The organism is Bacillus sp. AL-1R (genome assembly GCF_052180195.1).
Classification (GTDB): domain Bacteria; phylum Bacillota; class Bacilli; order Bacillales; family Bacillaceae_G; genus Gottfriedia.
The window spans coordinates 2,785,384-2,808,048 of sequence record NZ_CP197469.1 but is presented as its reverse complement, the minus strand read 5'-3'; the positions used below and the strand labels follow the sequence as shown (position 1 = coordinate 2,808,048).

General features: G+C 32.4%; 26 protein-coding genes and 1 riboswitch. Of the genes, 18 read left to right on the top strand and 8 right to left on the bottom strand.

Going from position 1 to position 22,665, the window contains the following annotated elements; translation table 11 throughout:
- The first annotated feature begins 121 nt into the window (after positions 1 to 121).
- The 6 genes from ACSBO6_RS13360 (at position 122) to ACSBO6_RS13335 (ending at position 5,131) form a co-directional block, all read left to right on the top strand.
- Complete coding sequence (locus ACSBO6_RS13360; RefSeq protein WP_498843488.1) at positions 122 to 1,633, top strand: MDR family MFS transporter; 1,512 nt, start codon at positions 122 to 124, stop codon at positions 1,631 to 1,633.
- A gap of 96 nt (positions 1,634 to 1,729) precedes the next feature.
- Positions 1,730 to 2,356, top strand: coding sequence for a class I SAM-dependent methyltransferase (locus ACSBO6_RS13355; protein WP_098845371.1), 627 nt, complete (start codon positions 1,730 to 1,732; stop codon positions 2,354 to 2,356).
- 136 nt (positions 2,357 to 2,492) lie between these two features.
- Entirely contained in the window at positions 2,493 to 2,915 is a 423-nt protein-coding gene (locus tag ACSBO6_RS13350; RefSeq protein ID WP_286138276.1) for an RrF2 family transcriptional regulator, read from the top strand.
- Between the two features lie 120 nt (positions 2,916 to 3,035).
- On the top strand, positions 3,036 to 3,743 hold the full coding sequence (locus tag ACSBO6_RS13345; protein ID WP_498843487.1) for a nitroreductase family protein: 708 nt from the start codon (positions 3,036 to 3,038) through the stop codon (positions 3,741 to 3,743).
- A gap of 243 nt (positions 3,744 to 3,986) precedes the next feature.
- Positions 3,987 to 4,580, top strand: a complete 594-nt coding sequence (locus tag ACSBO6_RS13340) for a YdeI/OmpD-associated family protein (protein WP_498843486.1) — start codon at positions 3,987 to 3,989, stop codon at positions 4,578 to 4,580.
- Positions 4,581 to 4,921: 341 nt separating this feature from the next.
- A complete protein-coding gene (locus ACSBO6_RS13335; protein WP_498843485.1) occupies positions 4,922 to 5,131 on the top strand; it encodes a hypothetical protein in 210 nt (69 codons plus the stop codon).
- A gap of 112 nt (positions 5,132 to 5,243) precedes the next feature.
- Here ACSBO6_RS13335 and pdxK read toward each other — a convergent pair whose 3' ends face one another.
- A complete protein-coding gene (gene pdxK, locus ACSBO6_RS13330; protein ID WP_498843484.1) occupies positions 5,244 to 6,059 on the bottom strand; it encodes a pyridoxine/pyridoxal/pyridoxamine kinase in 816 nt (271 codons plus the stop codon).
- Between the two features lie 201 nt (positions 6,060 to 6,260).
- A riboswitch (Lysine riboswitch) is annotated at positions 6,261 to 6,438 on the top strand.
- A 203-nt stretch (positions 6,439 to 6,641) separates the two neighbouring features.
- Here pdxK and ACSBO6_RS13325 point away from each other — a divergent pair.
- The 3 genes from ACSBO6_RS13325 (at position 6,642) to ACSBO6_RS13315 (ending at position 9,541) form a co-directional block, all read left to right on the top strand.
- Positions 6,642 to 8,111: an amino acid permease gene (locus ACSBO6_RS13325; RefSeq protein WP_098845366.1), complete on the top strand. Its 1,470-nt coding sequence runs from the start codon at positions 6,642 to 6,644 to the stop codon at positions 8,109 to 8,111.
- Between the two features lie 150 nt (positions 8,112 to 8,261).
- Complete coding sequence (locus tag ACSBO6_RS13320) at positions 8,262 to 8,951, top strand: MBL fold metallo-hydrolase (protein ID WP_098845365.1); 690 nt, start codon at positions 8,262 to 8,264, stop codon at positions 8,949 to 8,951.
- 20 nt (positions 8,952 to 8,971) lie between these two features.
- Positions 8,972 to 9,541: a TetR/AcrR family transcriptional regulator gene (locus ACSBO6_RS13315; RefSeq protein ID WP_098845364.1), complete on the top strand. Its 570-nt coding sequence runs from the start codon at positions 8,972 to 8,974 to the stop codon at positions 9,539 to 9,541.
- Between the two features lie 73 nt (positions 9,542 to 9,614).
- On the opposite strand, the gene ACSBO6_RS13310 is transcribed toward ACSBO6_RS13315, so the two are convergent.
- Positions 9,615 to 9,914 carry a hypothetical protein gene (locus tag ACSBO6_RS13310; RefSeq protein WP_098845363.1) on the bottom strand — a complete coding sequence of 100 codons (300 nt, stop codon included), beginning with the start codon at positions 9,912 to 9,914 and terminating at the stop codon, positions 9,615 to 9,617.
- Between the two features lie 201 nt (positions 9,915 to 10,115).
- Here ACSBO6_RS13310 and ACSBO6_RS13305 point away from each other — a divergent pair, with 201 nt between their 5' ends.
- Positions 10,116 to 11,102, top strand: coding sequence for a zinc-dependent alcohol dehydrogenase family protein (locus ACSBO6_RS13305; protein WP_098845362.1), 987 nt, complete (start codon positions 10,116 to 10,118; stop codon positions 11,100 to 11,102).
- Between the two features lie 245 nt (positions 11,103 to 11,347).
- On the opposite strand, the gene ACSBO6_RS13300 is transcribed toward ACSBO6_RS13305, so the two are convergent.
- Positions 11,348 to 11,926 carry a hypothetical protein gene (locus ACSBO6_RS13300; RefSeq protein ID WP_098845361.1) on the bottom strand — a complete coding sequence of 193 codons (579 nt, stop codon included), beginning with the start codon at positions 11,924 to 11,926 and terminating at the stop codon, positions 11,348 to 11,350.
- A complete protein-coding gene (locus tag ACSBO6_RS13295; protein WP_098845360.1) occupies positions 11,865 to 12,317 on the bottom strand; it encodes a hypothetical protein in 453 nt (150 codons plus the stop codon). The genes ACSBO6_RS13300 and ACSBO6_RS13295 overlap by 62 nt, the downstream gene beginning before the upstream one ends.
- Positions 12,318 to 12,783: 466 nt before the next feature.
- Between ACSBO6_RS13295 and ACSBO6_RS13290 the strand changes: the two genes are divergently transcribed.
- From ACSBO6_RS13290 to ACSBO6_RS13270, 5 genes are all read left to right on the top strand, one after another.
- A complete protein-coding gene (locus tag ACSBO6_RS13290; protein ID WP_098845359.1) occupies positions 12,784 to 13,425 on the top strand; it encodes a response regulator transcription factor in 642 nt (213 codons plus the stop codon).
- Positions 13,426 to 13,442: 17 nt separating this feature from the next.
- Entirely contained in the window at positions 13,443 to 14,546 is a 1,104-nt protein-coding gene (locus ACSBO6_RS13285) for a sensor histidine kinase (protein ID WP_098845358.1), read from the top strand.
- 156 nt (positions 14,547 to 14,702) lie between these two features.
- Positions 14,703 to 15,638, top strand: coding sequence for an ABC transporter ATP-binding protein (locus ACSBO6_RS13280; protein WP_098845357.1), 936 nt, complete (start codon positions 14,703 to 14,705; stop codon positions 15,636 to 15,638).
- 36 nt (positions 15,639 to 15,674) lie between these two features.
- Positions 15,675 to 16,799, top strand: coding sequence for an ABC transporter permease (locus tag ACSBO6_RS13275; RefSeq protein WP_498843483.1), 1,125 nt, complete (start codon positions 15,675 to 15,677; stop codon positions 16,797 to 16,799).
- A gap of 1 nt (position 16,800) precedes the next feature.
- The gene (locus ACSBO6_RS13270) at positions 16,801 to 17,946 is read left to right on the top strand and encodes an ABC transporter permease (protein WP_498843482.1); all 1,146 of its coding nucleotides are present in this window, start codon (positions 16,801 to 16,803) and stop codon (positions 17,944 to 17,946) included.
- 49 nt (positions 17,947 to 17,995) lie between these two features.
- Here the strand turns inward: ACSBO6_RS13270 and ACSBO6_RS13265 are convergent, their stop codons facing one another.
- From ACSBO6_RS13265 to ACSBO6_RS13255, 3 genes are all read right to left on the bottom strand, one after another.
- On the bottom strand, positions 17,996 to 18,379 hold the full coding sequence (locus tag ACSBO6_RS13265; protein WP_098845354.1) for a VOC family protein: 384 nt from the start codon (positions 18,377 to 18,379) through the stop codon (positions 17,996 to 17,998).
- Positions 18,380 to 18,466: 87 nt separating this feature from the next.
- Positions 18,467 to 19,147, bottom strand: coding sequence for a bacillithiol biosynthesis deacetylase BshB2 (gene bshB2 / locus ACSBO6_RS13260; RefSeq protein WP_098845353.1), 681 nt, complete (start codon positions 19,145 to 19,147; stop codon positions 18,467 to 18,469).
- Positions 19,148 to 19,163: 16 nt separating this feature from the next.
- Entirely contained in the window at positions 19,164 to 19,508 is a 345-nt protein-coding gene (locus ACSBO6_RS13255) for a YojF family protein (protein WP_098845352.1), read from the bottom strand.
- Positions 19,509 to 19,934: 426 nt separating this feature from the next.
- Between ACSBO6_RS13255 and ACSBO6_RS13250 the strand changes: the two genes are divergently transcribed.
- On the top strand, positions 19,935 to 20,324 hold the full coding sequence (locus tag ACSBO6_RS13250; protein WP_498843481.1) for an FtsB family cell division protein: 390 nt from the start codon (positions 19,935 to 19,937) through the stop codon (positions 20,322 to 20,324).
- A 291-nt stretch (positions 20,325 to 20,615) separates the two neighbouring features.
- On the top strand, positions 20,616 to 20,933 hold the full coding sequence (locus ACSBO6_RS13245; RefSeq protein ID WP_098845350.1) for a hypothetical protein: 318 nt from the start codon (positions 20,616 to 20,618) through the stop codon (positions 20,931 to 20,933).
- Positions 20,934 to 20,984: 51 nt separating this feature from the next.
- Here the strand turns inward: ACSBO6_RS13245 and tatC are convergent, their stop codons facing one another.
- Positions 20,985 to 21,713: a twin-arginine translocase subunit TatC gene (gene tatC / locus ACSBO6_RS13240; RefSeq protein WP_098845349.1), complete on the bottom strand. Its 729-nt coding sequence runs from the start codon at positions 21,711 to 21,713 to the stop codon at positions 20,985 to 20,987.
- Positions 21,714 to 22,047: 334 nt separating this feature from the next.
- On the opposite strand from tatC, the gene ACSBO6_RS13235 reads away from it, so the two are divergent.
- Positions 22,048 to 22,650, top strand: coding sequence for a metal-dependent hydrolase (locus tag ACSBO6_RS13235; RefSeq protein ID WP_180232870.1), 603 nt, complete (start codon positions 22,048 to 22,050; stop codon positions 22,648 to 22,650).
- Positions 22,651 to 22,665 lie beyond the last annotated feature (15 nt).

The following is a 22,665-nucleotide window of genomic DNA, read 5'->3' as shown; positions in this document are numbered from 1 at the left end:
CGTCAAAGATTATTATAGACTTAGTTCTCTAGAGAAGAGCGTTTTTAGTCAGTCATATACTTAAGTTAGACATGAATACATGATTTAAATTTATGCTTGAAATGTAAAAGGAGAGATCATCATGCAAAAAAGGGAAACAAAACTGGTTCCTGTTATGATTGCGTTATTACTTGGGATATTTTTCGCTTCTCTTGATAATACAATCGTTTCTACGGCGATGCCTACAATCTTAAAAGATTTAGGTGGCTATGATAAATTTGTTTGGGTAACATCGGCTTACTTAGTTACAGAAATGGCTGGGATGCCAATTTTCGGTAAACTTTCTGATATGTATGGTAGGAAAAGATTTTTTATGTTAGGGATTATATTATTCATTTTAGGTTCAGTTCTTTGTGGAACTGCCGATTCGATTATTCAGCTTAGTATTTACCGTGCTATTCAAGGGATTGGTGGAAGTGCTTTAATGCCAATTGCTTTTTCAATTATTTGGGATGTGTTTCCTGTTGAAAAGCGTGGTAAAATGAGTGGTATTTTTGGTGCCGTATTTGGATTATCAAGTGTTCTTGGACCATTAATTGGCGCTTATATTACAGATTATATTAACTGGAGATATATTTTCTATATTAATATTCCTTTTGGACTTTTAACACTTGGACTAATTAGTTATTTTTATATCGAGTCAAAAAATCATACGAAGCAACAAATCGACTGGTGGGGTGCAACAACATTTGTTATTAGTATCGTCTGTTTAATGTTTGCACTTGAGTTAGGCGGTAAAGAATACGCTTGGGATTCAGTTCAAATTTTAGGATTATTTGCTGGATTTGCTGTTTTCCTTATTATCTTTTTATTTATTGAACGTAAAGCAGTTGAACCGATTATTTCGTTTAATATGTTTAAATATCGTCTTTTTGCTGCTAGTAACTTTGTTGGATTATTTTATGGAGCGGCATTCATTGCTGCAACAATTTACATTCCAATCTTTATCCAGTTTGTTCAAGGTGGAACAGCAACAAATTCTGGTTTAGTCCTATTACCAATGATGGTAAGTGTTAGTATTTCTGCTTCATTTGGTGGGGCTTTAGCGAATAAAACTAGTTATCGTAATATAATGGTCGGATCCGTTATACTTCTTTTAGCAGGGATTATTTGTCTAGGTACTTTAACGCCTGATACGACTAAATTCCAAGTGATCGTTTACATGGTCATCGTTGGTTTAGGGGTAGGGGCATCCTTCTCAGTACTTGGTATGTCTGCGATGCATCATTTTGATAATGAAAATCGTGGTTCAGCCAGTTCGACTAACGCATTCCTCCGTGCTTTAGGAATGACGGTTGGTATTACTGTTTTTGGTGTTATTCAACGCAATGTATTTACTGATAAAATTACTGATGCATTTGCAAAAAGTGGCGCACCACAGGATTTTTCGAATATTAATCAAGCCTTTACTCCTGAAGCTGCTAAAATGATTCCAGCACCAATACTCACAAAAATTACTGACGTGTTCTCAACATCAATTGCTCATACATTCCTTTGGACACTAGTTCCAGTAGGATTAGCGTTGATTTCAATTTTCTTAATGGGTAATGAACGTTTATCAGATAAAGAAATGGCTAAAAGCAACGCATCATAAATAGAAATAAAAAAGGAAGACTTTGGGTCTTTCTTTTTTTTGAACAAAAATAATATAGCTCATTTAGATTGAACGATTTTGAAAGGGGATTTAGATATGGCTGAAATTTGGGAATCGAGTTTTAAAAAAAATCAAATGATGTGGGGATATGAACCCTCAGACTCCGCAATTTTAACAAAGGACTTTTTCTTTGAAAAGAACGTTAAAGATGTATTGATTCCTGGTATTGGATATGGTAGAAACGCTAAGATTTTTACTGACAACGGAATAAACGTAACAGGAATTGAAATATCAAAAACAGCGATTGAATTGGCAAGACAAAATGGGATTCATTTTCCTATTTTTCATGGTTCAGTAACCGACATGCCTTTTGATCAAAAGCTGTATGACGGTATATTTTGTTATGCACTGATTCACTTATTGAATAAGCATGAAAGAGAGAAGTTTATTCAAGATTGCTTTAATCAGTTAAAGCCAAATGGGTATATGGTATTTACTACAATTTCAAAAGATGCACCAATGTTCGGAAAGGGCAAACGGCTAGCTAAAGACTATTACGAAATAATGGAAGGGATAAAAATGTTTTTTTATGATTCTGATTCGATCAAACAAGAGTTTGGAGACTATGGAATCATCGAAGTTTCCGAGATTCTTGAGCCACATAAGAATATGGAAAGTAAACCTCCGTTTAAATTTACGATGGTGAAATGTCAAAAGCAATGATCTTTACAAATCTTATTGTCACAAGAGGAAATTGTTAATGCGAATTTAGGATAAAAAGTAGCATTATCTCTTTATAATTTAGATAAGGTTGTCTTTTTCAAAAAATAGTTTAGACTAGTAACTGAGGTGAATGATCTTGAAAGATAAGGTTTCTAGTACGAAATGGTTTGGACTAGCACTGCAATCTCTATTAATTTTAGCAGAGCAAGATGGTATCTGTCCAAGCGCAGTATTAGCTCAAAAACTTGAAGCACAGTCTACTTTTTTAAGAAAAATTCTTGCCAATTTAGTAAAAGCAGGCATTATTTCAGCTAAAGAAGGACGAGATGGTGGTTATTTTTTAGCCAGAGGTGCGAATGAAATTACTTTAAAAGATGTTTATGATGCGATGAGATCTGATCCGTATTCAAAAGGCTTTTTAGATGTAAATAGTAAGGAATGTTTTGCGCCTTCTACACGATCTGCTTTGTATGATTTAAAAGATGAGATGGAAAGCTGGCTTGTTGAAGGTCTTGCGAAGAAAACAATTTCAGACTTATTACCAAAAGAAAATGGATAAAATAAAATCGAAACTAAAATGTTTCGATTTTATTTTTTAATAAACTGTAGTTGACTTTTATACAGTTAAAGTCATATACTGTATTTATAAATAATACAGTTAATTAAGGAGAGATTAAATATGTCTAAAGTTAAATCTGAAAAAGAAGAGTATTTAAATAAAGTAAACGAAATTGATTTTGGTAAAGAAGCACCAAAAGAACTTGATACTACGGATTTCTTCACTGTAGCAAAGGAAAGAAGATCAGTTCGTCACTACGATCCAAACTTTCAAATGTCTGATGATGAAATTAAAGAGTTGCTAGAAATTGCGGTTCAAGCTCCATCTTCTTCTAATTTACAACCATGGAGATTCCTTGTCATTAAGGACCAAGATACGAAACAAAAACTATTACCAATCGCTAATAACCAACAACAAGTTGTTGATGCATCTGCGGTAATCGCTGTTTTAGGTGATACAGAAGCATATAAAAATGCCGATCGTATTTATGATGAGTTAGTTGAAAAAGGTATGATGACTCAGGGAGTGAAAGACTTCTATGTAGGATCAATCGTAAAAAACTACGGTGGTTTACCAGAAGAAATCGCAACAAAAATTGCGATGGTCGATGGTGGATTAGTTTCAATGCAATTTATGCTTGCAGCAAAAGCAAAAGGTTTAGATACAGTTCCAATGGGTGGGTTTGACCAAGCGAAGTTTGTAGAAGCGTTCAATGTACCAGCAAACTTCAAACCAGTTATGTTAATTTCAGTTGGTAAAGGAATCAAAGCAGGCTTTGAAAAAGTTCGTTTAACTTTAGATGAAGTTGTTGCTTGGGAAAAATACTAAGCATTAAGAAGAGCAGGGATAAGGGAAACCTTTTACCTGTTCTTTTTTTGTTTGAAGGAAATTTGCATTCGTTTAAAGAATAAATTCTTTTGAAGGAACTAATTGTCAGTCTAACTAGAAAAAATGATGGCTGATTAAAGGGAAGAATTTTGGTGAAGTACTAAGTAGGATCTGAATGAAATTCTGAAGTTATTATTATCCGCTAAAAAATAGTCTGGAAGAATTAATGAGAGGTGTTTATTGATGACAAATACAAATATGCATCCTAAAGTTGAAGCTTTTTTATTAAGAGCAAAAAAGTGGCAAGAAGAATTTTATAAGTTAAGAGAAATCGTCATTGATTGTGAACTGACTGAAGATTTTAAATGGATGCATCCTTGTTACACACTTGATAATAAAAATATCGTTTTAATACATGGTTTTAAAGAATATTGTGCACTTTTGTTTCACAAAGGTGCGTTGTTAAAAGATCCAAAAGGCATATTGATTCAACAAACAGAAAATGTCCAATCAGCACGTCAAATACGGTTTACCAATATTCAGGAAATCATTGAAATGGAAAACGTTTTGAAGGATTATATTAAAGAAGCTATTGAAGTGGAAAAAGCAGGTTTGCAAGTAGAATTAAAAAAGACTTCAGATTATACAGTTCCCGAAGAATTACAACTTAAATTAGATGAAAATCCTGCCTTAAAAACGGCTTTTGAAGCATTAACGCCAGGACGTCAAAGAGCGTATCTTTATTATTTTTCTCAACCAAAACAATCAAAAACCCGTACGTCTAGAGTTGAAAAATACATTGAACAAATTCTTGCTGGAAAAGGATTAAATGATTAGTATTTTTTGGGATGATCTGGATCGAAAAATTAATCCTCACCAATCATTCCAACTTTTTTGTTTGTCTGTGTATCTATATAGATAACGATCTTCTCTTCAGGATTATCTCAATTAAAAGTAACAGAAAATAGTTTATCTCTATGATAGTTTTTATTAAATATTGTATCATTATTAGGTATGGAATCGACTTGTTTAACGACCCCATGTTTATCACTTATTGCAGCCAATTTGATGTTCAAAATTATTGAATGTGTAAAAGTATGTAGGAAATAAAGTAGAAATTGATAGAAAAATTGTATGCGGTATTGATAAATTATTAACTAAAGAAGTAGAGAATTTATATGGGACAAAACAAACATGCATTACATCTTCACAAGCGTTTCAACAGTTTGCATACAAAACAGAATGAACGAGTTGCGGAGTTTCACAAACAGCACGTCATTCAGATTGAAAATGGCAAAAATGGTAATGGCTTATTAGCTAAATGGGAAAGATTTGTTTATTACAAAGGAAGAAATGTATTTAGGGTAATCAAGGGGATTTTCAGTTGAAAAGTAGGAACCTAGGGGAAAGGGAACAGGGAGTACAAACACCAGTTTTTACTATTAAAAAGGGCTGTCATACGTTAGTTAATCTAACGTATGACAGCCCTATTAGTTGCTTTTAGCCTTCTCCATGTAATCGATAGGCCATGTGGTTTGTTGGGCCAACGTATTGATTAAGTGGGAATGAGTGACGAATTGCTTCGGTAATGTATTTCTTTGCAGTATGGATTGCTTCTCTTGGTTCTGCTCCTTTAGCAAGCTCTGCACAAATCGCTGCAGAATAAGTACAACCCGCACCGTGTGTGTATGTAGTTTCAATTCTGTCAGATTCTAGATGTTCGATTTTTTCACCATCAAATAATACATCTATTGCATTTTCATGCTGAATTTTACTTCCACCTTTAACTAAAACATATTTAGCTCCTAATGCATGGATTTTGCGTGCTGCTTCTTCCATTTGTTCAACTGTGCAAATTGGAGGCATTTTAGCTAATTGAGCTGCCTCAAATAAATTTGGCGTTACAACTGTTGAAAGTGGTACTAAAATTTCTCTTAATGCATCATTTGTCTCTGGGTGAAGAGCCTCGTCATTTCCTTTACAAATCATAACTGGATCTACAACAACTCGATCAATAGTATGTTTTTTTATTGTTTTTGCAGCTAACTCAATGATTTCAGTTGAACCGAGCATACCTGTTTTCATTGCTTGAACCCCAACGCCGACAACGATTGTTTCTAATTGTGCTGCAATTGTATCTATATCAATTGGAAATACTTGATGATGCCAATGATTATGAGGATCCATTGCTACTAAGGTTGTAACTGCACTCATTCCATAAACATTACGTTCCTGAAACGTTTTAATATCAGCTTGTAATCCTGCACCACCACTACTATCAGATCCAGCAAGTGTCAATGCTTTATAAATTGTCATGTGAAAAATTCCTCCTTTAATTACATAGAATTATTATACAGAAACAGATGTGCTAGGTACAAGGCATGAGCATTCTTTAAGCGAAAATCAGGCATACCATTTCTTAAGTAGAGTCTATTTTTGTCGAAAATTCTATTGACAAACTAGATTAATAGATTGTATATTGAGTTTATAAAAATTAATTTAATATGATCTTTATCTCGTTTGGATAGAGGCGCAGTTTTGATTAGTCGTTACTTTGAGGTTTATGGTACCTGTGAAAAGTAATAAAAGGTGAAACTGCCGAAGTAATAAATTTACCATTTGAATTTATTACTGGGCCTATTGCTGAATAAGCGTAGGACTGTCACAAGATTTCTTGTGGAGGGCTATTGAAGAGATGTTGATGCTGTTTGATTCATATAATTGAGTCTTAAACACGTGAACATTGCTTCACGTGTTTTTTTGTATTTTACCAGATTTTCCATTCTTTACATATTGCTTGTAAAAACTGAGTAAAATACACATCATACAACACTTTTATACCGTCCCATATTCTCGCGTAAAGATAAGATTGCAAGAATGAAGAGGAGGCACAACAAGATGGGACTAACAAACCCTAAAAACGATAATGTGGTATCGAATACTCACGATGGTTCTTTAAAAAGGGGCCTTAAAGCAAGACATTTAACAATGATTTCAATTGGTGGTTCAATTGGTACAGGTTTGTTTTTAGCTAGTGGAACTTCAATTAGTGAAGCTGGTCCTGGTGGAGCTATTTTAGCATACGGATTAATTGGTATTATGGTTTATTTCTTAATGACTAGTTTAGGTGAGATGGCGACTTATTTACCTGTTTCTGGTTCATTTAGTACGTATGGATCTCGCTATGTTGATCCAGCATTCGGTTTTGCTATGGGTTGGAATTATTGGTATAACTGGGCAATTACTCTAGCTTTTGAATTATTAGCTTCGGCAATGCTGATGAAATATTGGTTCCCACATACTCCAGCTGTTTTATGGAGCGGAATCTTCTTAGTGATTATTTTAGGTTTAAATTTACTTTCAGTTAAAGGTTATGGTGAATCAGAGTTTTGGTTTTCATTAATTAAAGTTGTAACTGTAGTTGTCTTTTTAGTTGTTGGGATTGCAATGATTTTTGGCATTATCAGTGGACATCATGCAGGTTTCAAAAACTTTACTGTTGGGGATGCTCCGTTTCATAATGGATTTTTAGGTGTTTTATCAATCTTTATTGTTGCAGGTTTCTCATTCCAAGGTACTGAATTAATCGGTGTTGCAGCAGGGGAGACTGAACATCCAGAAAAAAATGTTCCAAAAGCTATCCGTCAAATTTTCTGGCGTATCCTTTTATTTTATGTTTTAGCTATTATCGTAATTGGTTTATTAATTCCTTATACAGATCCTGGTCTTATGAAAAACGACGTAGCTGTTAGTCCATTTACTTTAGTATTTGAAAAATTAGGAGTTGCATTTGCGGCTTCTGTAATGAATGCAGTTATTTTAACATCCGTTTTATCGGCAGGTAATAGTGGAACATACGCATCTACTCGTATGTTATATACTTTAGCGATTGAAGGCAAAGCTCCTAAATTCTTAACAAAAGTAAATAAAAATGGTGTTCCTACAAATGCTTTATATGTAACACTTGCGGTTGGTTCACTTGCTTGTTTATCTTCATTCTTCGGTGAAGGTCAAGTGTATACTTGGTTATTAAATTTATCAGGATTATCAGGTTTCCTTGCTTGGTTAGGGATCGCGATTTCTCATTACCGATTCCGCAAAGCTTATGTTGCTCAAGGATTAGATTTGAATGACTTACCATACCGAGCAAAATGGTTCCCACTTGGTCCAATTTTAGCATTCTTAGCTTGTTTATTTATTGTACTAGCTCAAAACTGGCAAGCTTTCACTGGTAATGCAATTGATTGGCAAGGCGTACTTGTTTCATATATTGGAATTCCTGTGTTTTTAATTGTTTGGTTAGGTTATAAATTTAAACACAAAACGAAAGTTGTTTCTTATAAAGAGATGGATTTATCTAGAAAATAATAAAATGTAGCCCTTTCATCTTTGATGGAAGGGTTTTTTTTAGTCATATAACGAATTTTATGTAAAATTTGGAATTTTTGTTCACGAAAACTAATACCTTTAGTATTATAAAACTAAAGGTATTAGTTTTTATCATTAGGAGGATATTAAATGAAAATTACGAAAAATAATGATCTTTATGAGTTGAGCTTTTTACCAAATTTCTTTCCTGTGAATTGTTTTTTAGTAGAAGAAGAAAACGAGCTTACGTTAATTGATACAGCGCTTTCCTTTAGTGCAACTAAAATTATTGATACGGCTAATCAAATAGGCAAAAAAATTACGAATATCGTTTTAACACATGCGCACGGAGACCATGTTGGATCGCTTGATCAATTAAAATCATTACTTCCAGATGCAGTCGTTTCCATTTCAAAAAGAGATGCAAAATTATTAAAAGGTGACACAAGTTTAGATGCGGGTGAGCCAAATACGCCTATAAAAGGTGGCGTTCCTAAAAATATTCAAACCATCCCAGATCGTTTACTGCAGGAAGGAGATACGATTGGGTCTTTACTAGCGGTTGAAGTTCCCGGTCATACACCAGGTTCAATGGCATTTTTAGATCAACGGACAAATGCCATTATAGCTGGTGATGCTTTTTCATTAAGAGGTGGTTTGGCGATTTCTGGTCAATTTAAAATTTTATTTCCTTTTCCATCTATGGCAACTTGGAACAAGGATGCTGCATTAAATAGTGCTAAGAAAATTAGTGAATTAAAACCTACGTTATTGGCAGTCGGTCATGGTACAATGTTAAGTCACCCACAAGAAGAAATTGACCGTGCTCTTAAAAAGTAATATGTGAAGGAGTAAAAGCAATGTCACCAAGAATTGGATTGAATTATAATCAATTACTAAGTACTTCAATTAAGATTGTTGATACAGAAGGGTGGGAGGCTTTAACGATTAGTTATCTTGCAAAGAAGCTAACGATTCAACCACCATCGATTTATAACCATATTAAGAATTTGGATGAACTAAAAAATAGTGTAGCAGTACATGGGATTACACAACTTTATGAAAAACTTCGTAAATCGGTTGAAGGGAAAAATAATGAGAAAGCAGTTTTGGCTTTAGCTTTTGCTTATCTCGATTATGCTAGGATCCATCCTGGTTTATATAAAGCTACGTTATCTCCGTCTCAATCACCTGGAGATGAGTATCGTTTGATTGGGAATAAAATATTGAACTTAATTTACGAAGTACTAAAACCTTATCATTTAACTGACATTGAACTTATTCATGCGGTTAGAGGCTTAAGAAGTTTGCTTCATGGTTTTGTTTCGCTTGAAAAAAGTGATGGGTTTGGTATAAATATCCCAATTGATGAAAGTGTACTTTTTGTATTGAAAAATTATGTAAGAAATTTAAAGCAGCATATGAATTAATAATCAAAAGGATAGAAAGGTTTAAATACCTTCCTATCCTTGATTTATAGAGAAAATACGTTTTTATTTATTATTATGCGTTCACGCCGTCTTTAAAATTTTTATTCCAGTTTTTATCGCCAACATGTTCAAGATCTTCAGTAGTACGTTCTAATACATCAATTAGTAACGTCTTCATATGGTGAATATTGTTATAAAATAATTTTTCTTCTTCTAAATCTGGTTTTGCATGGTGAGCTGCTCTGATTGCTGCTTCTTCGCGAAATCTTTTAACTTTTAAGTCTAACTCATCAAAGACGTGTTTTACATACTTTACAATATTTCTATGGTTTAACGTATTTCTCTCATTTAATTCCTCTAATTTGTTTACCATAGTATTTTTCCTCCATGAATAAGATTAAAAGATTACTATTGATTATACGGAATCAAAGTGAAAAAACAATATAAATTATAGATTTTTAACCATTATAATCAAAACCTCATGAATCAATTTGGAGTCAAAATTGTATTTTTTTCGATCAGATGTATGCTACAATGACTTAAAAATATTTTCTATTTCGAATAGGAGGCTATTATGAAAGCGGTTGTCATTCATCAATATGGAGATAGTTCTGAGTTTAAAAATGTTGAACTTTCAATACCGAAACCATCTGGTCATCAAGTTTTAGTCAAGGTTTCTGCGACTAGTATCAATCCGATTGATACAAAGATTCGAAAAGGAATTGTACCAAATGTGTTTCAACCGAATTTTCCAATGATTTTACATAGTGATTTTTCTGGTGAAGTTGTTGAAGTTGGTGAAAATGTTTCACGTTTTTCAGTTGGTGATTCTGTATTCGGTTTAAATGTCTTTACTGGTACTCTTTCAGATTATTTATTAATAGAGGAATCAGTAATCGCTAAAGCTCCAAAAAATTTACCAATTCAAGAAGCGGCAAGTTTACCATTAACAGCTATTACTGCTTGGGAGGCACTTTTTGACAGAGGCAATTTAAAACAAGGTGATCATATTTTAATTCATGGCGGTGCAGGTGGTGTTGGTCATTTAGCGATTCAGTTAGCGAAAGCTTTTGGAGCTACTGTTTCGACAACAGTCTCGTCGAAGGAAAAAGCTGATTTAGTTAAAAAGCTAGGCGCAGACCACGTCATTAATTACAAGGAAGAGACCGCAGAAGAATATGTTAACCGCCTAACAGATGGGCAAGGCTTTGATCTTGTTTTTGATACTGTCGGTAAAGAAAATCTAGATAAATCATTTATTGCAGCTAAACCAAAAGGTACTGTTCTAGCAATCGCAGCACGTTCGACGCATGATTTAACACTTTTACATAACAAATCTTTATCTTTACATGTTATTTTTATTTTGCTTACTCAAAAAACTGAGGAAGGGCGAAAAGAACATAGTACTATTTTAAATAAAATCGCTACTTTAGTTGATGAAGGTAAGCTAAAGCCGCTAATCAATCCAAAATCTTTTACATTTGATCAAGTGAAGGAAGCCCATGATTACTTTGAAAATAATGAAGTACAATTTGGTAAAGTATTAATTGAAAATATATAAAAACTATTTAAATCCCCTTTTGCATATGCTTGGGGATTTTTTTTTATATAATTTTTGAAAGATAGCAAGTCTTAGTAAAGCGACAAGTAGTTAAGTTATTTTGTTCAATTCTCATATAGAATTATCTTTGGATTTTGATTACTGACTCACACCAATCAATTAAAAAAGCCCAGATTTATTTCTGAGCTTTCTAGTTTTTTAGCTATATATTTATCTTTATTGTGGAGATTAGTTTTAATTATAATTTATACTTTTACGACTGTATAATGATTTAATACAGGTACCTTTGTATATACGTCACCAACATATTCCCATTTTCCGCTACCCATAACAGTTTTTCTATATTGCTTATACTTTTTAACTTCTATATCCTTATGAATTAAAAGTTTTACTGCTTGTCCCATATATGGCGATTTTACTACAACTCCAGTGCCACTTATACTTCCTGGAGTTACTCCTATTGAATAAGCACCATATGCAACGGATATTGTAACCGTAACTTTACTTCCACTATTTGACCAATAAAAACTTCCAGGAGAGTGAAATATAGTCCCCTTTGGCGGTTGCCCTTCAGCATAACCAATTTTGACCTTTTTTGCTATTTGAGTTCCCACAAGTTCAGTTTTATACTCATACAATGGAGTTCTTCCTTTACTATTTTGTTGTTCTAATTGTTGTTGTTCTTCTTTATCAATTTCTTCTTGAGATACAGGTATTACAAAAGCTTCTTGGCTTGTCTCTTCAGTTGGAATTTCTTGTGCATTAATTGAGGTTGAAGAAATTAAGATGCTTAAAAAGACTAGTAAACTTGCTATTTTTTTCATAATTAAACTTCCTACTTTCATAATTTGTTTGGATACCTGGGATTGCATCGATTTGTTTAAAGTAATATGCTTTTTCATTTATCATAATCTTGAAACCACTATTTTTATAAGTGATCCCTATGTTCTTAAAAACCGAACTTTTTATTATATATTTGGATTCAGATTTTCTTAAAAATGTTCCTTTATCTAATTTGCTATTTCCTTGTAAATCCTCGTAATAATAATAAAATGTATAGTCATTTTCTGGATCAAAGACCATTGAATCAAATGGCAGTTCTTTACACGCAAATGTACCTCTTAATAAAAATGTCTTATTAGAGGAATTACAACTACTAGTTAGGAACACCAATATAAATGTAATAAGTATTTTTTTAGTCTTAAGCTTTTCCATGAACTTATTTTTCTCCTGTAATAAAACTTGTAATGTTTTACTTACTAATAAGGAATTAGGTTATCTTTTCATTTTGCCGGCGTTAATTAAGCTGTTAATCTATTTGAAACTTTTTTGAGACGGTAGAAGTATAAAGAAAGAGGTTAAATGGTAAATATTTTTTAGTGAAATTTAATGGAGCGCTCAGTTAAATTTTACTAAATTTTTTGAGATATTTTCCTTTAACTATTGAACAAATTGTGAAATTAGTCGCAAAATGAGAGGTTATGTGTTTTCTTTACATTTTTATTGAATACGCCAGCTTCGTAAAACATTAAAATTATGAAGTTAAGTGTTTTGTTTGTGAAATCAATGAGATTAATCTTGTTCTTCTCATGGTATTTAGTCGTTAGTGGTATATAATGGAAATATAATACACGGAATAAAGGATGTGAAAAAGAGGTAGAAATGTTCTCCCTCTATTCGAATGAAAATAAAAATTATTATTGCTGATGATAATTCATTTATTAGAGAAGGTCTTAAAATCATATTGAGCTCTTATGAAGAGTTTGAAGTATTAGAAACCGTAGATGATGGGAATGAAGCGTTAAAATATTGTCAAAATAATGAAGTAGATGTTGCGCTTTTAGATGTTCGAATGCCAAATATGAATGGTGTAGAAGCTACTAAGCATATTTCTGAGCAAACTAAAACAAAGCCACTTATTTTAACCACTTTTGATGATGATGAGTATATTATTGATGCTTTGAAAAATGGTGCAAAAGGTTATTTATTAAAAAATAATGAACCAGAACGTATTCGAGAAGCGATTAAAAGTGTTTTTCATGGAAATACAATCATGCAAGATTTAGTACTAGATAAAATTAGAACCAATTTAACAAATAATACGAATACACCAGATACGAAAATAGATACGAGCTTGTTTACCCAAAGAGAGCTAGATGTAATGGCTTTAATCGCAAAAGGGTTTTCGAATAAGGAAATTTCTAAACAAATTTATATTTCTGAAGGAACGGTAGCTAATTATATTACTTCAATTCTCGGAAAAACAGGGCTAGAACATCGAACACAAATCGCTATTTTCTATATTACTGGGAAAGTAGACTAACGCAAAAGGAGTTACTTATGGAGCGTTGGATTATTTTAAATAAGCTCTCAGTTATTTTGTATATCGCCTATATTTGTATTCAAAACGAAATTCCTAATTTCTCTTGGGTTCTTTTTGCATTACTTGTTTATTTTTGTTTAAATATTAGTCTTTATTTAATAAAAAATAGATCGTTGATAAAATTTTTATTAATCATATCAATTTGTCTAATTGCCTATTCCAATTTAAAGATTCAGCCATTATTTCTTTTACTACTACCAATGTCAATCTTAGAGCTCATTTCTTTTTTTACTTCAAATAAATGGATTGGTTGCTTTCTTGCACTATTTCCAATTTTCTATGTACCTTATTCTTTACAGCCTATTTATGGATTAATTTCATTATTTAGTTTTAACGTCTTATCGGTTGTTACTTTGTATAACACTAGATTATCGTTTAAAGAAGAGCAAATTGACAAGATGAGGAGTACAATTCAAAAGCTTTCAAAAAAGATAAATAACCATAATGAGTTTATTGAGCAATCAGAATATACCTTTAAATTGGAGGAACGAAATCGTATTTCTCAAGAAATACATGATAAAATAGGGCATTCAATGACAGGTGCACTATTTCAAATGGAAGCAGCTAAACATTTAATGAGTACTAATCAAGATAAAGCATTAGAATTGCTACAAAATGCGATTAATATTTCAAAGGATGGTATCGAAAACATAAGACTCACTTTGAAAAATATGAAGCCTCCAACTGAACAAATGGGAATTCACCATATGAAATTATTCATAGATGAATTTTCTGCTAAGCATGATTTAAAAACTTTGTTTGTTTATAAAGGAAATCTCGATCTTATTACGCCCATTCAATGGAAAGTAATTCAAGAAAATGTAGTTGAAGCTTTAACAAATACGTTGAAATATGCAAATGCAACAGAGGTTTCGATTGAAATACATGTCATGAATAAAATGATCAAAACAAATGTAAAAGACAATGGGAAAGGCAAAGTGAAAATCAAAAAAGGTTTAGGAATCATTGGGATGGAAGAGAGAACAGCGGCTATAAACGGGAAAATAATAGCAGATGGTCATGATGGTTTTTCAGTTACAACACTGCTTCCAATCCAATAATTTCATCTAGTGATATGAATTTCTATTATGTCCATCATGATTTTGCCTAAATAAAAACATGAATATTCTCATGTGAAAAGGGTGAACTAATACACTGATATTAGTTCACCCTTTTGCTTATAATAGCATCATACACAAAGTTTAAGAGGTGAGAGGATGAAAGTTTTAGAGATTAAAAATTTAACTAAAAAGTTCGGGGATTTTATAGCGGTCGATAATATGTCTTTATCAATTGAAGAAGGAGAAATTTTCGGATTTCTTGGAGCAAATGGAGCGGGGAAAAGTACGACGATTAATATTATTTCTGGGCTACTTCGAAGTAATCAAGGTACAATCGAAATCCTAGGAAAAAACAGTAAGAAACATAGTAATTTCGCAAAAATGAATATTGGTATGGTACCTCAAGACTTAGCAATTTATGAAGATTTAACTGCCTATGAAAATGTTAGATTTTTCGCTGGACTATATGGTTTAAGAGGTTCGGAATTAAATGAAAGAGTAGAAGAAGCCTTACAATTTGTTGGATTAGTAGATAAATTTAAGGAATATCCAAAAAATTTCTCTGGTGGAATGAAGAGACGATTAAATATTGCGTGTGCAATTGCACACCGACCTAAACTGATTATTATGGATGAACCAACTGTTGGGATTGATCCTCATTCACGAAACTATATTCTTAATAGTGTACGAAAGCTTAATGAAATGGGTTGTACAATTATTTATACGAGCCATTACATGGAAGAAGTTGAAGAAATCTGCACACGTATTTCGATTATTGACCACGGAAAAATCATTGCTGAAGGAACGAAGGAACAGCTTAAATCGATTATTACGAATACAAAGGATATTCGAATTGAAGTTAAAACGACTGAAACTATTGATGTTACGGAGCTTAAATCGATTAATGGTGTTGAAAATGTTCATATTTTCGATAATGTTATTACGATTACTTCGGATAATGGTGTGAATAATTTAAATAAAATCATTCAACATTTTATTAATAATGAAATCGAAATTAGTTCATTACAGGAAAATGCACCTAACCTAGAAACTGTTTTCCTTACATTAACAGGTCGGAATTTACGTGATTAACTTTTTGGAAAATTATTTTATAAGGAGGCAATTGGCTTGAATATTTTTAATATTGCTTTCATGGAAATTAAGCGTGACTTTCGAGATGTAAGGAACCTATTTTTTATGTTAGCATTTCCAATTATTTTAATGCTTGTTTTAGGTACTTCACTTTCAAATGCTTTTTCAACATCTGTCCCGATTACAGATGTTCACGTTCTATATAAAGATCAATCAACAACTGGTGAGTTTTCGCACTATTTCAATGAATTCATGAAAGGTACGAAAAAGTCTGGAATTCATTTTAAAAAAGCTCAGGGTAATACAAATGGTGTATATGAAGTGAAACGAAATCATTATGACGGCTATATTTCTATTCAAGATAATGGAATAAAGCTTTATACCAATGAAGGAAACAGTGTTGAAGGTAGTGTTATTCAAGGGATGTTAACTTCTTTTGTAGACAAATATAATGTCGGGGTTGAAGTTGCAAAAATCGATCCAACTCAAGTTAAAGAAGTCTTTTCAAGTAATTCTCATGATGATTATATTAAGGATACGTCCATTGCATCAAATAAACAGCCAGGTTCGATGGATTATTACGCGATTGCAATGACGACGATGATTGCTCTTTATGCAACCATGTCTGCAAGTAAATTGATAACAGGAGAAAGAGTTAGAAAAACTGCTGATCGATTAATCGTTTCTCCTATTTCTAAATTTGAGATTTTTATAGGAAAAATACTTGGAAGTTTAGTTGCAAATTTTCTGTGTATTATTGTCGTTGTCTATTTCAGTAAATTCTTTTTTAAAGCCAACTGGGGTAGCCATCTATTAGTAGTCTTTATTGTTTTACTAACGGAAGTTCTTCTATCAATTAGTTTAGGTTTGGTTGTAAGCTATATCACGAAATCAAATGCATCATCTAGAGCAATTATCATGATTGTTGTGCAGCTATCTTCATTTTTTGGCGGAGCTTACTTTAAATTAGGCGAGACTAGTGGGATTTTAAAATTCATTACGCAGCTTTCACCACTTACATGGGTTAATACGGCGATTACAAAAATTATCTATGCAAATGACTTATCTGCTGCAATCCCGGCGCTTGTCTTTAATATTGGTTTTTCTTTATTATTTCTATTTCTTGCATCTATTTCTCTACAAAGAAGGGAGGGTCTATAGGATGCAAACAGTTTTATGGCTAATTTCGAATACTTTAAGAGCTACTTTTAAAAATAAGAAAAATATTATTATGTATATTTTAGTACCTCTAATTGGTATTTTTATTTCCTTTCTTGCTTATGGTGGTTCCAATAAAACAATCGTTCATATTGGGGTTGTCAATGAGGATTATCAATACATTGCAAATGATACGATCAAGTTTTTAAAACACTTAGATAATGTTCATATTGAAATATTAAACAATTCTGATGCCAATGATCAGATTGCTTCAGGATCACTTGATTGTGTTATTTCTTTCCATGATGGTTTTACAGATAGTGTACGTTCTGGTAACCCAAATCATATTCAAATATCATCTATAAAAGGCGCTCAAATTACGAGCTTTGTAAAATCTTATTTATACAATTATATCGACAATGTTTCAGCTATTGGTAGAGTGGCCAAAACAGACCAAACTAAATTTAATCAAATGTATTCCAACTATCAAAATGCAAGCTTTAAGGTAGAAACAAAAACATTATCCGATTCGTCTCAATCTGAAAATATGACGACATATAGTCTAGGCTTTTTAATCATGATTATGTTAATGTCAGCAGGGAATCTTTCTGAAATTATTTTAAAGGAAAAAGAAAATCGAATTTACTTCAGACTTTTGTCAGCACCAATTAATGCTAGAAAATATATTTTCTCAAATGTTGTAGTCAATATGATTGTCATGACTATTCAAGTAATTATTACGCTTCTCTTTATGACGAAAGTATTTCATATCGATATTCATATTCCGTTTTGGGAAGCAGCGGTTGTTATGATGCTTTTTGCTTTGGTCTCAGTCGGAATCTCATTAATGATTGTGGCGTTCTCTAATAGTTCGAAATCATCTGGAGCATTGCAGAACTTAATCGTTGTTCCAACTGTCATGATTTCCGGTTGTTTCTGGCCAATTGAGATTATGCCGCCATCCGTACAAAGAATTGCGGATTTTCTTCCTCAAAGATGGACGTTAGAGACATTAGCGAAGTTGCAACAAGGAAGTAGTTTAGGAAGCTTATATTTAAATATTTTAATCCTACTAGTTTTTGCGGCTGCATTTTTCTTACTTGCTATTTATAAGTTTAGTCGTAATAGTTCTACTAGAAATTTTGTGTAAGTATTAAAAAAATCCATCTCTTTTTTTAGAGATGGATTTTTTAGCTAGTTTATTCGTCCATTGAACTACAAATTTCAATAAAATGACCGTCTGGATCTGCTATATATGCTACTGTTTGGCCCCATGGCTTTGTAATTGGTTCTTTGATGATGGTTACACCTTTAGATCGTAAATCTTCTATTGTTGAATGGACATCATTAGTTACAAATCCGATTTCAAAGGTTTGGGAGGATGCTTCAGTCTGTTTATAATTTAATCCAGTAAGCTCTTTGACATTTCCACGTTCAATCATAGCAAGGACGGTATTGCCAGTATCTAATTCTACATACGTACCATGATTTCCACGAATAGGAAGGCCTAAAGACTCAGTATAGAAAGTAAGAGATTTTTCTAGACTTGAAACATATAAAATTAAATACCTCATTTTCAACATTTCATTAACCTCCAGAATAGTTTAATCTCTTTTTCTTTCTACATATATAAGATTTTTACCTTCTTAAGTATTGGTCTTGGCAAGTGCTTATTCAAACTGATAAGTATAGAACGATTCTTTTGCAAAAAATGATTTTAATCGATCATCAGGTATATCTTCGAATTTCTCGATTTTTACAACGTCTTTTAGCATCGCTTCTGTTTGAGAACGGTGTGCTTTCATCGTTCTTAGTTTTTGGGTTGCAACATCCATTACATCATTCACGATATCTGGTTTCCCTAAAACTTCAAAGCGTTCTTTTGTAATGGCAATACACCATACTGTTGGACGATCTTCTTTATCCATTCGTCGAACTGCTTCAACAGCAGCTCTTGCAGTTGCATCATGGTCTGGATGGACACCATGTTCTGGATAGAAAGTAATTAATAATGTTGGCTGGATTTCGTCGATGATCTCCTTTATTGGGCGAATTACATCCTCAGGGTCTTCGAACTCAATTGTTTTATCATGGAATCCTAGCATTCTTAAATCTTGGATTCCCATTTCTCTACAAGCGTCGATTAATTCGTTTTTACGTATTGCAGGAAGTGACTCTCTTGTTGCGAAAAATGGATTTCCCATATTTCGTCCCATTTCTCCTAAAGTTAAACAAGCGTATGTAACCGGAATCCCTTTATTTGTAAACTTTGAAATCGTCCCAGCAGCCCCAAAAGCTTCATCATCAGGGTGAGGGAACACAAGTAATACTTTTTCTTGTTTTTGACTCATTTTTAGTGCTCCTCTCTTAAAATGGCGTGTGGCTTAAATGTATGGCAATTGCAAGCTTTCCATCCTCATTATGACCTGCTAGTAGGAGGCGACCTTGGTCATCAACTTCAAAATCAGTTAATCCTTCTGCAACAACCCAGCCCTCTTCAAGCTTTAATCCTACACGGTATGGGTATTTGCCTGTAATCGTAGCACGGCTAATGATTACTTTTGTATTTCTGATAAAGGCATTTACTGTCATTACTTTTTCATTAAAGTGATTAGCATATGCACCATTTGTAGTTTCTAAATGTAAATAGACTGTTTGATTTATATAATTTTGAAGTGCATCTTGTGCTGCACTAATTTCTAATTTTTGCATTTTCTCGTACCTCCTTTAAAAAGTATTATAATCCAACTTTCCCTAAATTGGTAATTTGTTGGCTTGTGATTTTGAACATAAAAAGATCCCTATCTAATTGGGTGATAGGGATTGGGGGGATGTGTATAACATGATTACTAAAATTTAACTGTTTAAATATTCAGTTAATTTATATTTAATATACATGATGCTGAAATATTCGTCAACTACTTTTGTTGAAAAAATTTAAAATATTCAAAAAATAGGAAAGAAAGGTAATTAATGGATTCTTTTTATTGATATTTTACGTACCAGAACTCGACAAAAAAGACGAACTTCTGTGTAAAACAGTCAATTTTTTACTTGTTTTACCTTTTTTTTCTTTGCTAAAAAGATATTAATTGTTAAACTAGAGTAGAATAATATTTTTAAAGGGAGGTTTATAACGTGAAGGCAGAAGCGAAAAAAATATATAATCTACAAAGAGAAGAATTAAACAAGCCTTCTCGTAATCAATTTCCACAGACTAAAAAAAGAAAAACAATTCGAATCCATCGAATCATTTTGACAACATTGTTTTTATCTTTAATTGTCGTATCTGGAATATATATGTTTAGTCAAAATAAGATCGTATCGGCAAAGCAACGTGAGCTTTCAACATTACAAGTCGAACAAAAAAAAGTGGCTAAAACTGAAAAAGATTTAAACAGACAGATTAGACTATTAAATAATCCGGATTTCATAGCAAACTATGCTCGTGATCAATACATGTTCTCTAAAAAAGGAGAAACAATCATCATCGTGCCGAAATCAAAAGATGAAATCAGCTCAAATTAATAATTGATTAAACTGAAAGATTCGCATAGATATGGGAATCTTTTTTCTATATTTATTATAGAACTAACGTTCGTTTTTGGCAAGTTAAATGTCGAACGTACGAACTTAAATAGGAAGAAGGGAATAGGTTTTTTTCAGATCTTTTCAACTTTTCGCTTATAATTTGACGCTTTCTCTGATTCTTTTGTTGTCTATTCAGTTCTAATTACCCATGTTTTCTACAAAATTTTTACTATTCTGAAAAATACATCTTTGTTATAATTTAAATAAGCTTAAATAAGGAGGATTAACATGAAAAAGTTCATTTACGTTTTTGCTATTTTAATTGTACAAGTAATTTTGACGTTCCTTGTTAGTGTTCTTTCGGATTCATCGGCTAGTAATATTGCTATTATGGTAGGATTCGTTACGACGGTCTTCCTTTATTGGAAAACAGCTAAAAAAGTAAGTTATACTCCCTTGGAGCGGTATCAGTGGTTGCGTGCTGCTGGATTAGAATTTAATGACTTACATAAAGATTTTCAAAGAAAAATTGCTATTAAAGCTTCGTTAATTTATAGTTTTTCAGGTTTAATTGTTACTTTGTATTCATCACATATCATATTATGAGGTAGTCAAAAAAATGGACAAGCATACTAAATGCTGTCCATTTTTTATTTTTTATTCTGATTCTTGTTGTAGGCGTTTAATACGTCTTCTAAATGCGACGGATGAAACAAGAATACTTAATTCGTATATCACTAACAATGGTAAGCTTGTCATCATATCAGATACAAAATCAGGCGGTGAAATTGCTGTTCCGATAATAATAAGGATAAAATATGCAAATCGTCGAGATTTTCTTAAAAATGCCGGTGATACGATACCGATACTTGTTAAAAATAATATAATGACTGGTAAATCAAAGAAAAACGCAAAAGGAACTACTAAGTTAAATAAGAAGCTAAAATAGCGTTCAGCTGTGAATGTAACTGTTACTAAGTCTTCTCCTATATCCTGTAAAAATTTTAAAACGTTTGGAAAGATGAAATAATAGCCAAATGCTAATCCGCAAACGAACAATAAGAACAAAGCTGGTATGTAAAGCATTGTGCTTTTTCGTTCTTTTACATGCAAGGCAGGCTTTACAAACGCCCATATTTGGTAAGCTATTACAGGGATACTACACGCAATAGCGAACACTCCACCAATCATTAGATAAATCCAAAGGACATCACTTGGACCAAGCGCTAAAAGCTTTCCATCTAAATCTTGAACAAGGAAATTGAATATAGCTTTCGTATAATATAATCCAATCCCTAAAAAAATAACGAATGCAACAATAACTTTTATTATTCGATTTCGAAGCTCATCTAAATGGTCAATGACACTCATTTCTTTTTCTTGCATAATTTCCCCCAAAGCAAACTGTAAATGTATTTTATTACTCTTTTAAAGTATAAGTTGGCAAAGCGATGTCGATTACGGGTGTAGTTTGCAAATTCTTAAGAAAAAAGTGTAAGTGCAACTCCGTCTAGTCTTCGCCTAAAAGGCTCATCAATCGACTTAGTTTTCTATAATATTGAGCTTCCTATATTTTGTCAGAAAAAAGAACAATCGTCAATGAATATAAGGATTTTAATTAATCTTTCATTACCATCATTTGTTAATTTATTCATATGAAAAAGAACTTTATCCGACTATAATAAAAGTATGAATATGTAACATAAGGAAGGTACCCATTTTGGATGGAAAAAGTCATGTAATTGTAGGATTATTTGCAACTGGTGTCACAATGTATGTAACAAAAAATGATTCTATGACTGTCCCACTTATAGTTGGTGCAATCAGTAGTTTGGCTCCTGATTTAGATCATCATAATAGTTCATTAACAAAAAAAGTTTCAATGCCGCTAAAAGTTCTTTTCAGCTTATTATTTTTAGCCGCTTCATTATTTATTGTTGTGAAGACAGGGAAGTTAATTTATTCTGGATCATGGATTTATGCAGTAGGTATTCTCATTTTATTTATTGTTTGTGTTAGTTGGTTACGGAATTTAAAAACAATCTTAATGTTAACGGGCATATTAATAGCAGTTATTGGTTGGTTTTTCTTTTATGGTTATTGGTCAATCTTTACGTTTGGATTGTTTGTTGCTGTTTCTTCGAGATTAAAGCATCGCGGGCCAACTCATTCTCTTTACTTTTTAGCTTTTTGGAGTGGAATTTGTTATTTACTGCAAAAAGACTTGATGATAAATGGATTATGGTTAGCTGGTACAGTCGGTTATTTTTCTCACTTATTAGCAGATCAGTTGTTTACAAAACAAAGTATTAAGTGGTTATAGACCTCTTTAATTTTC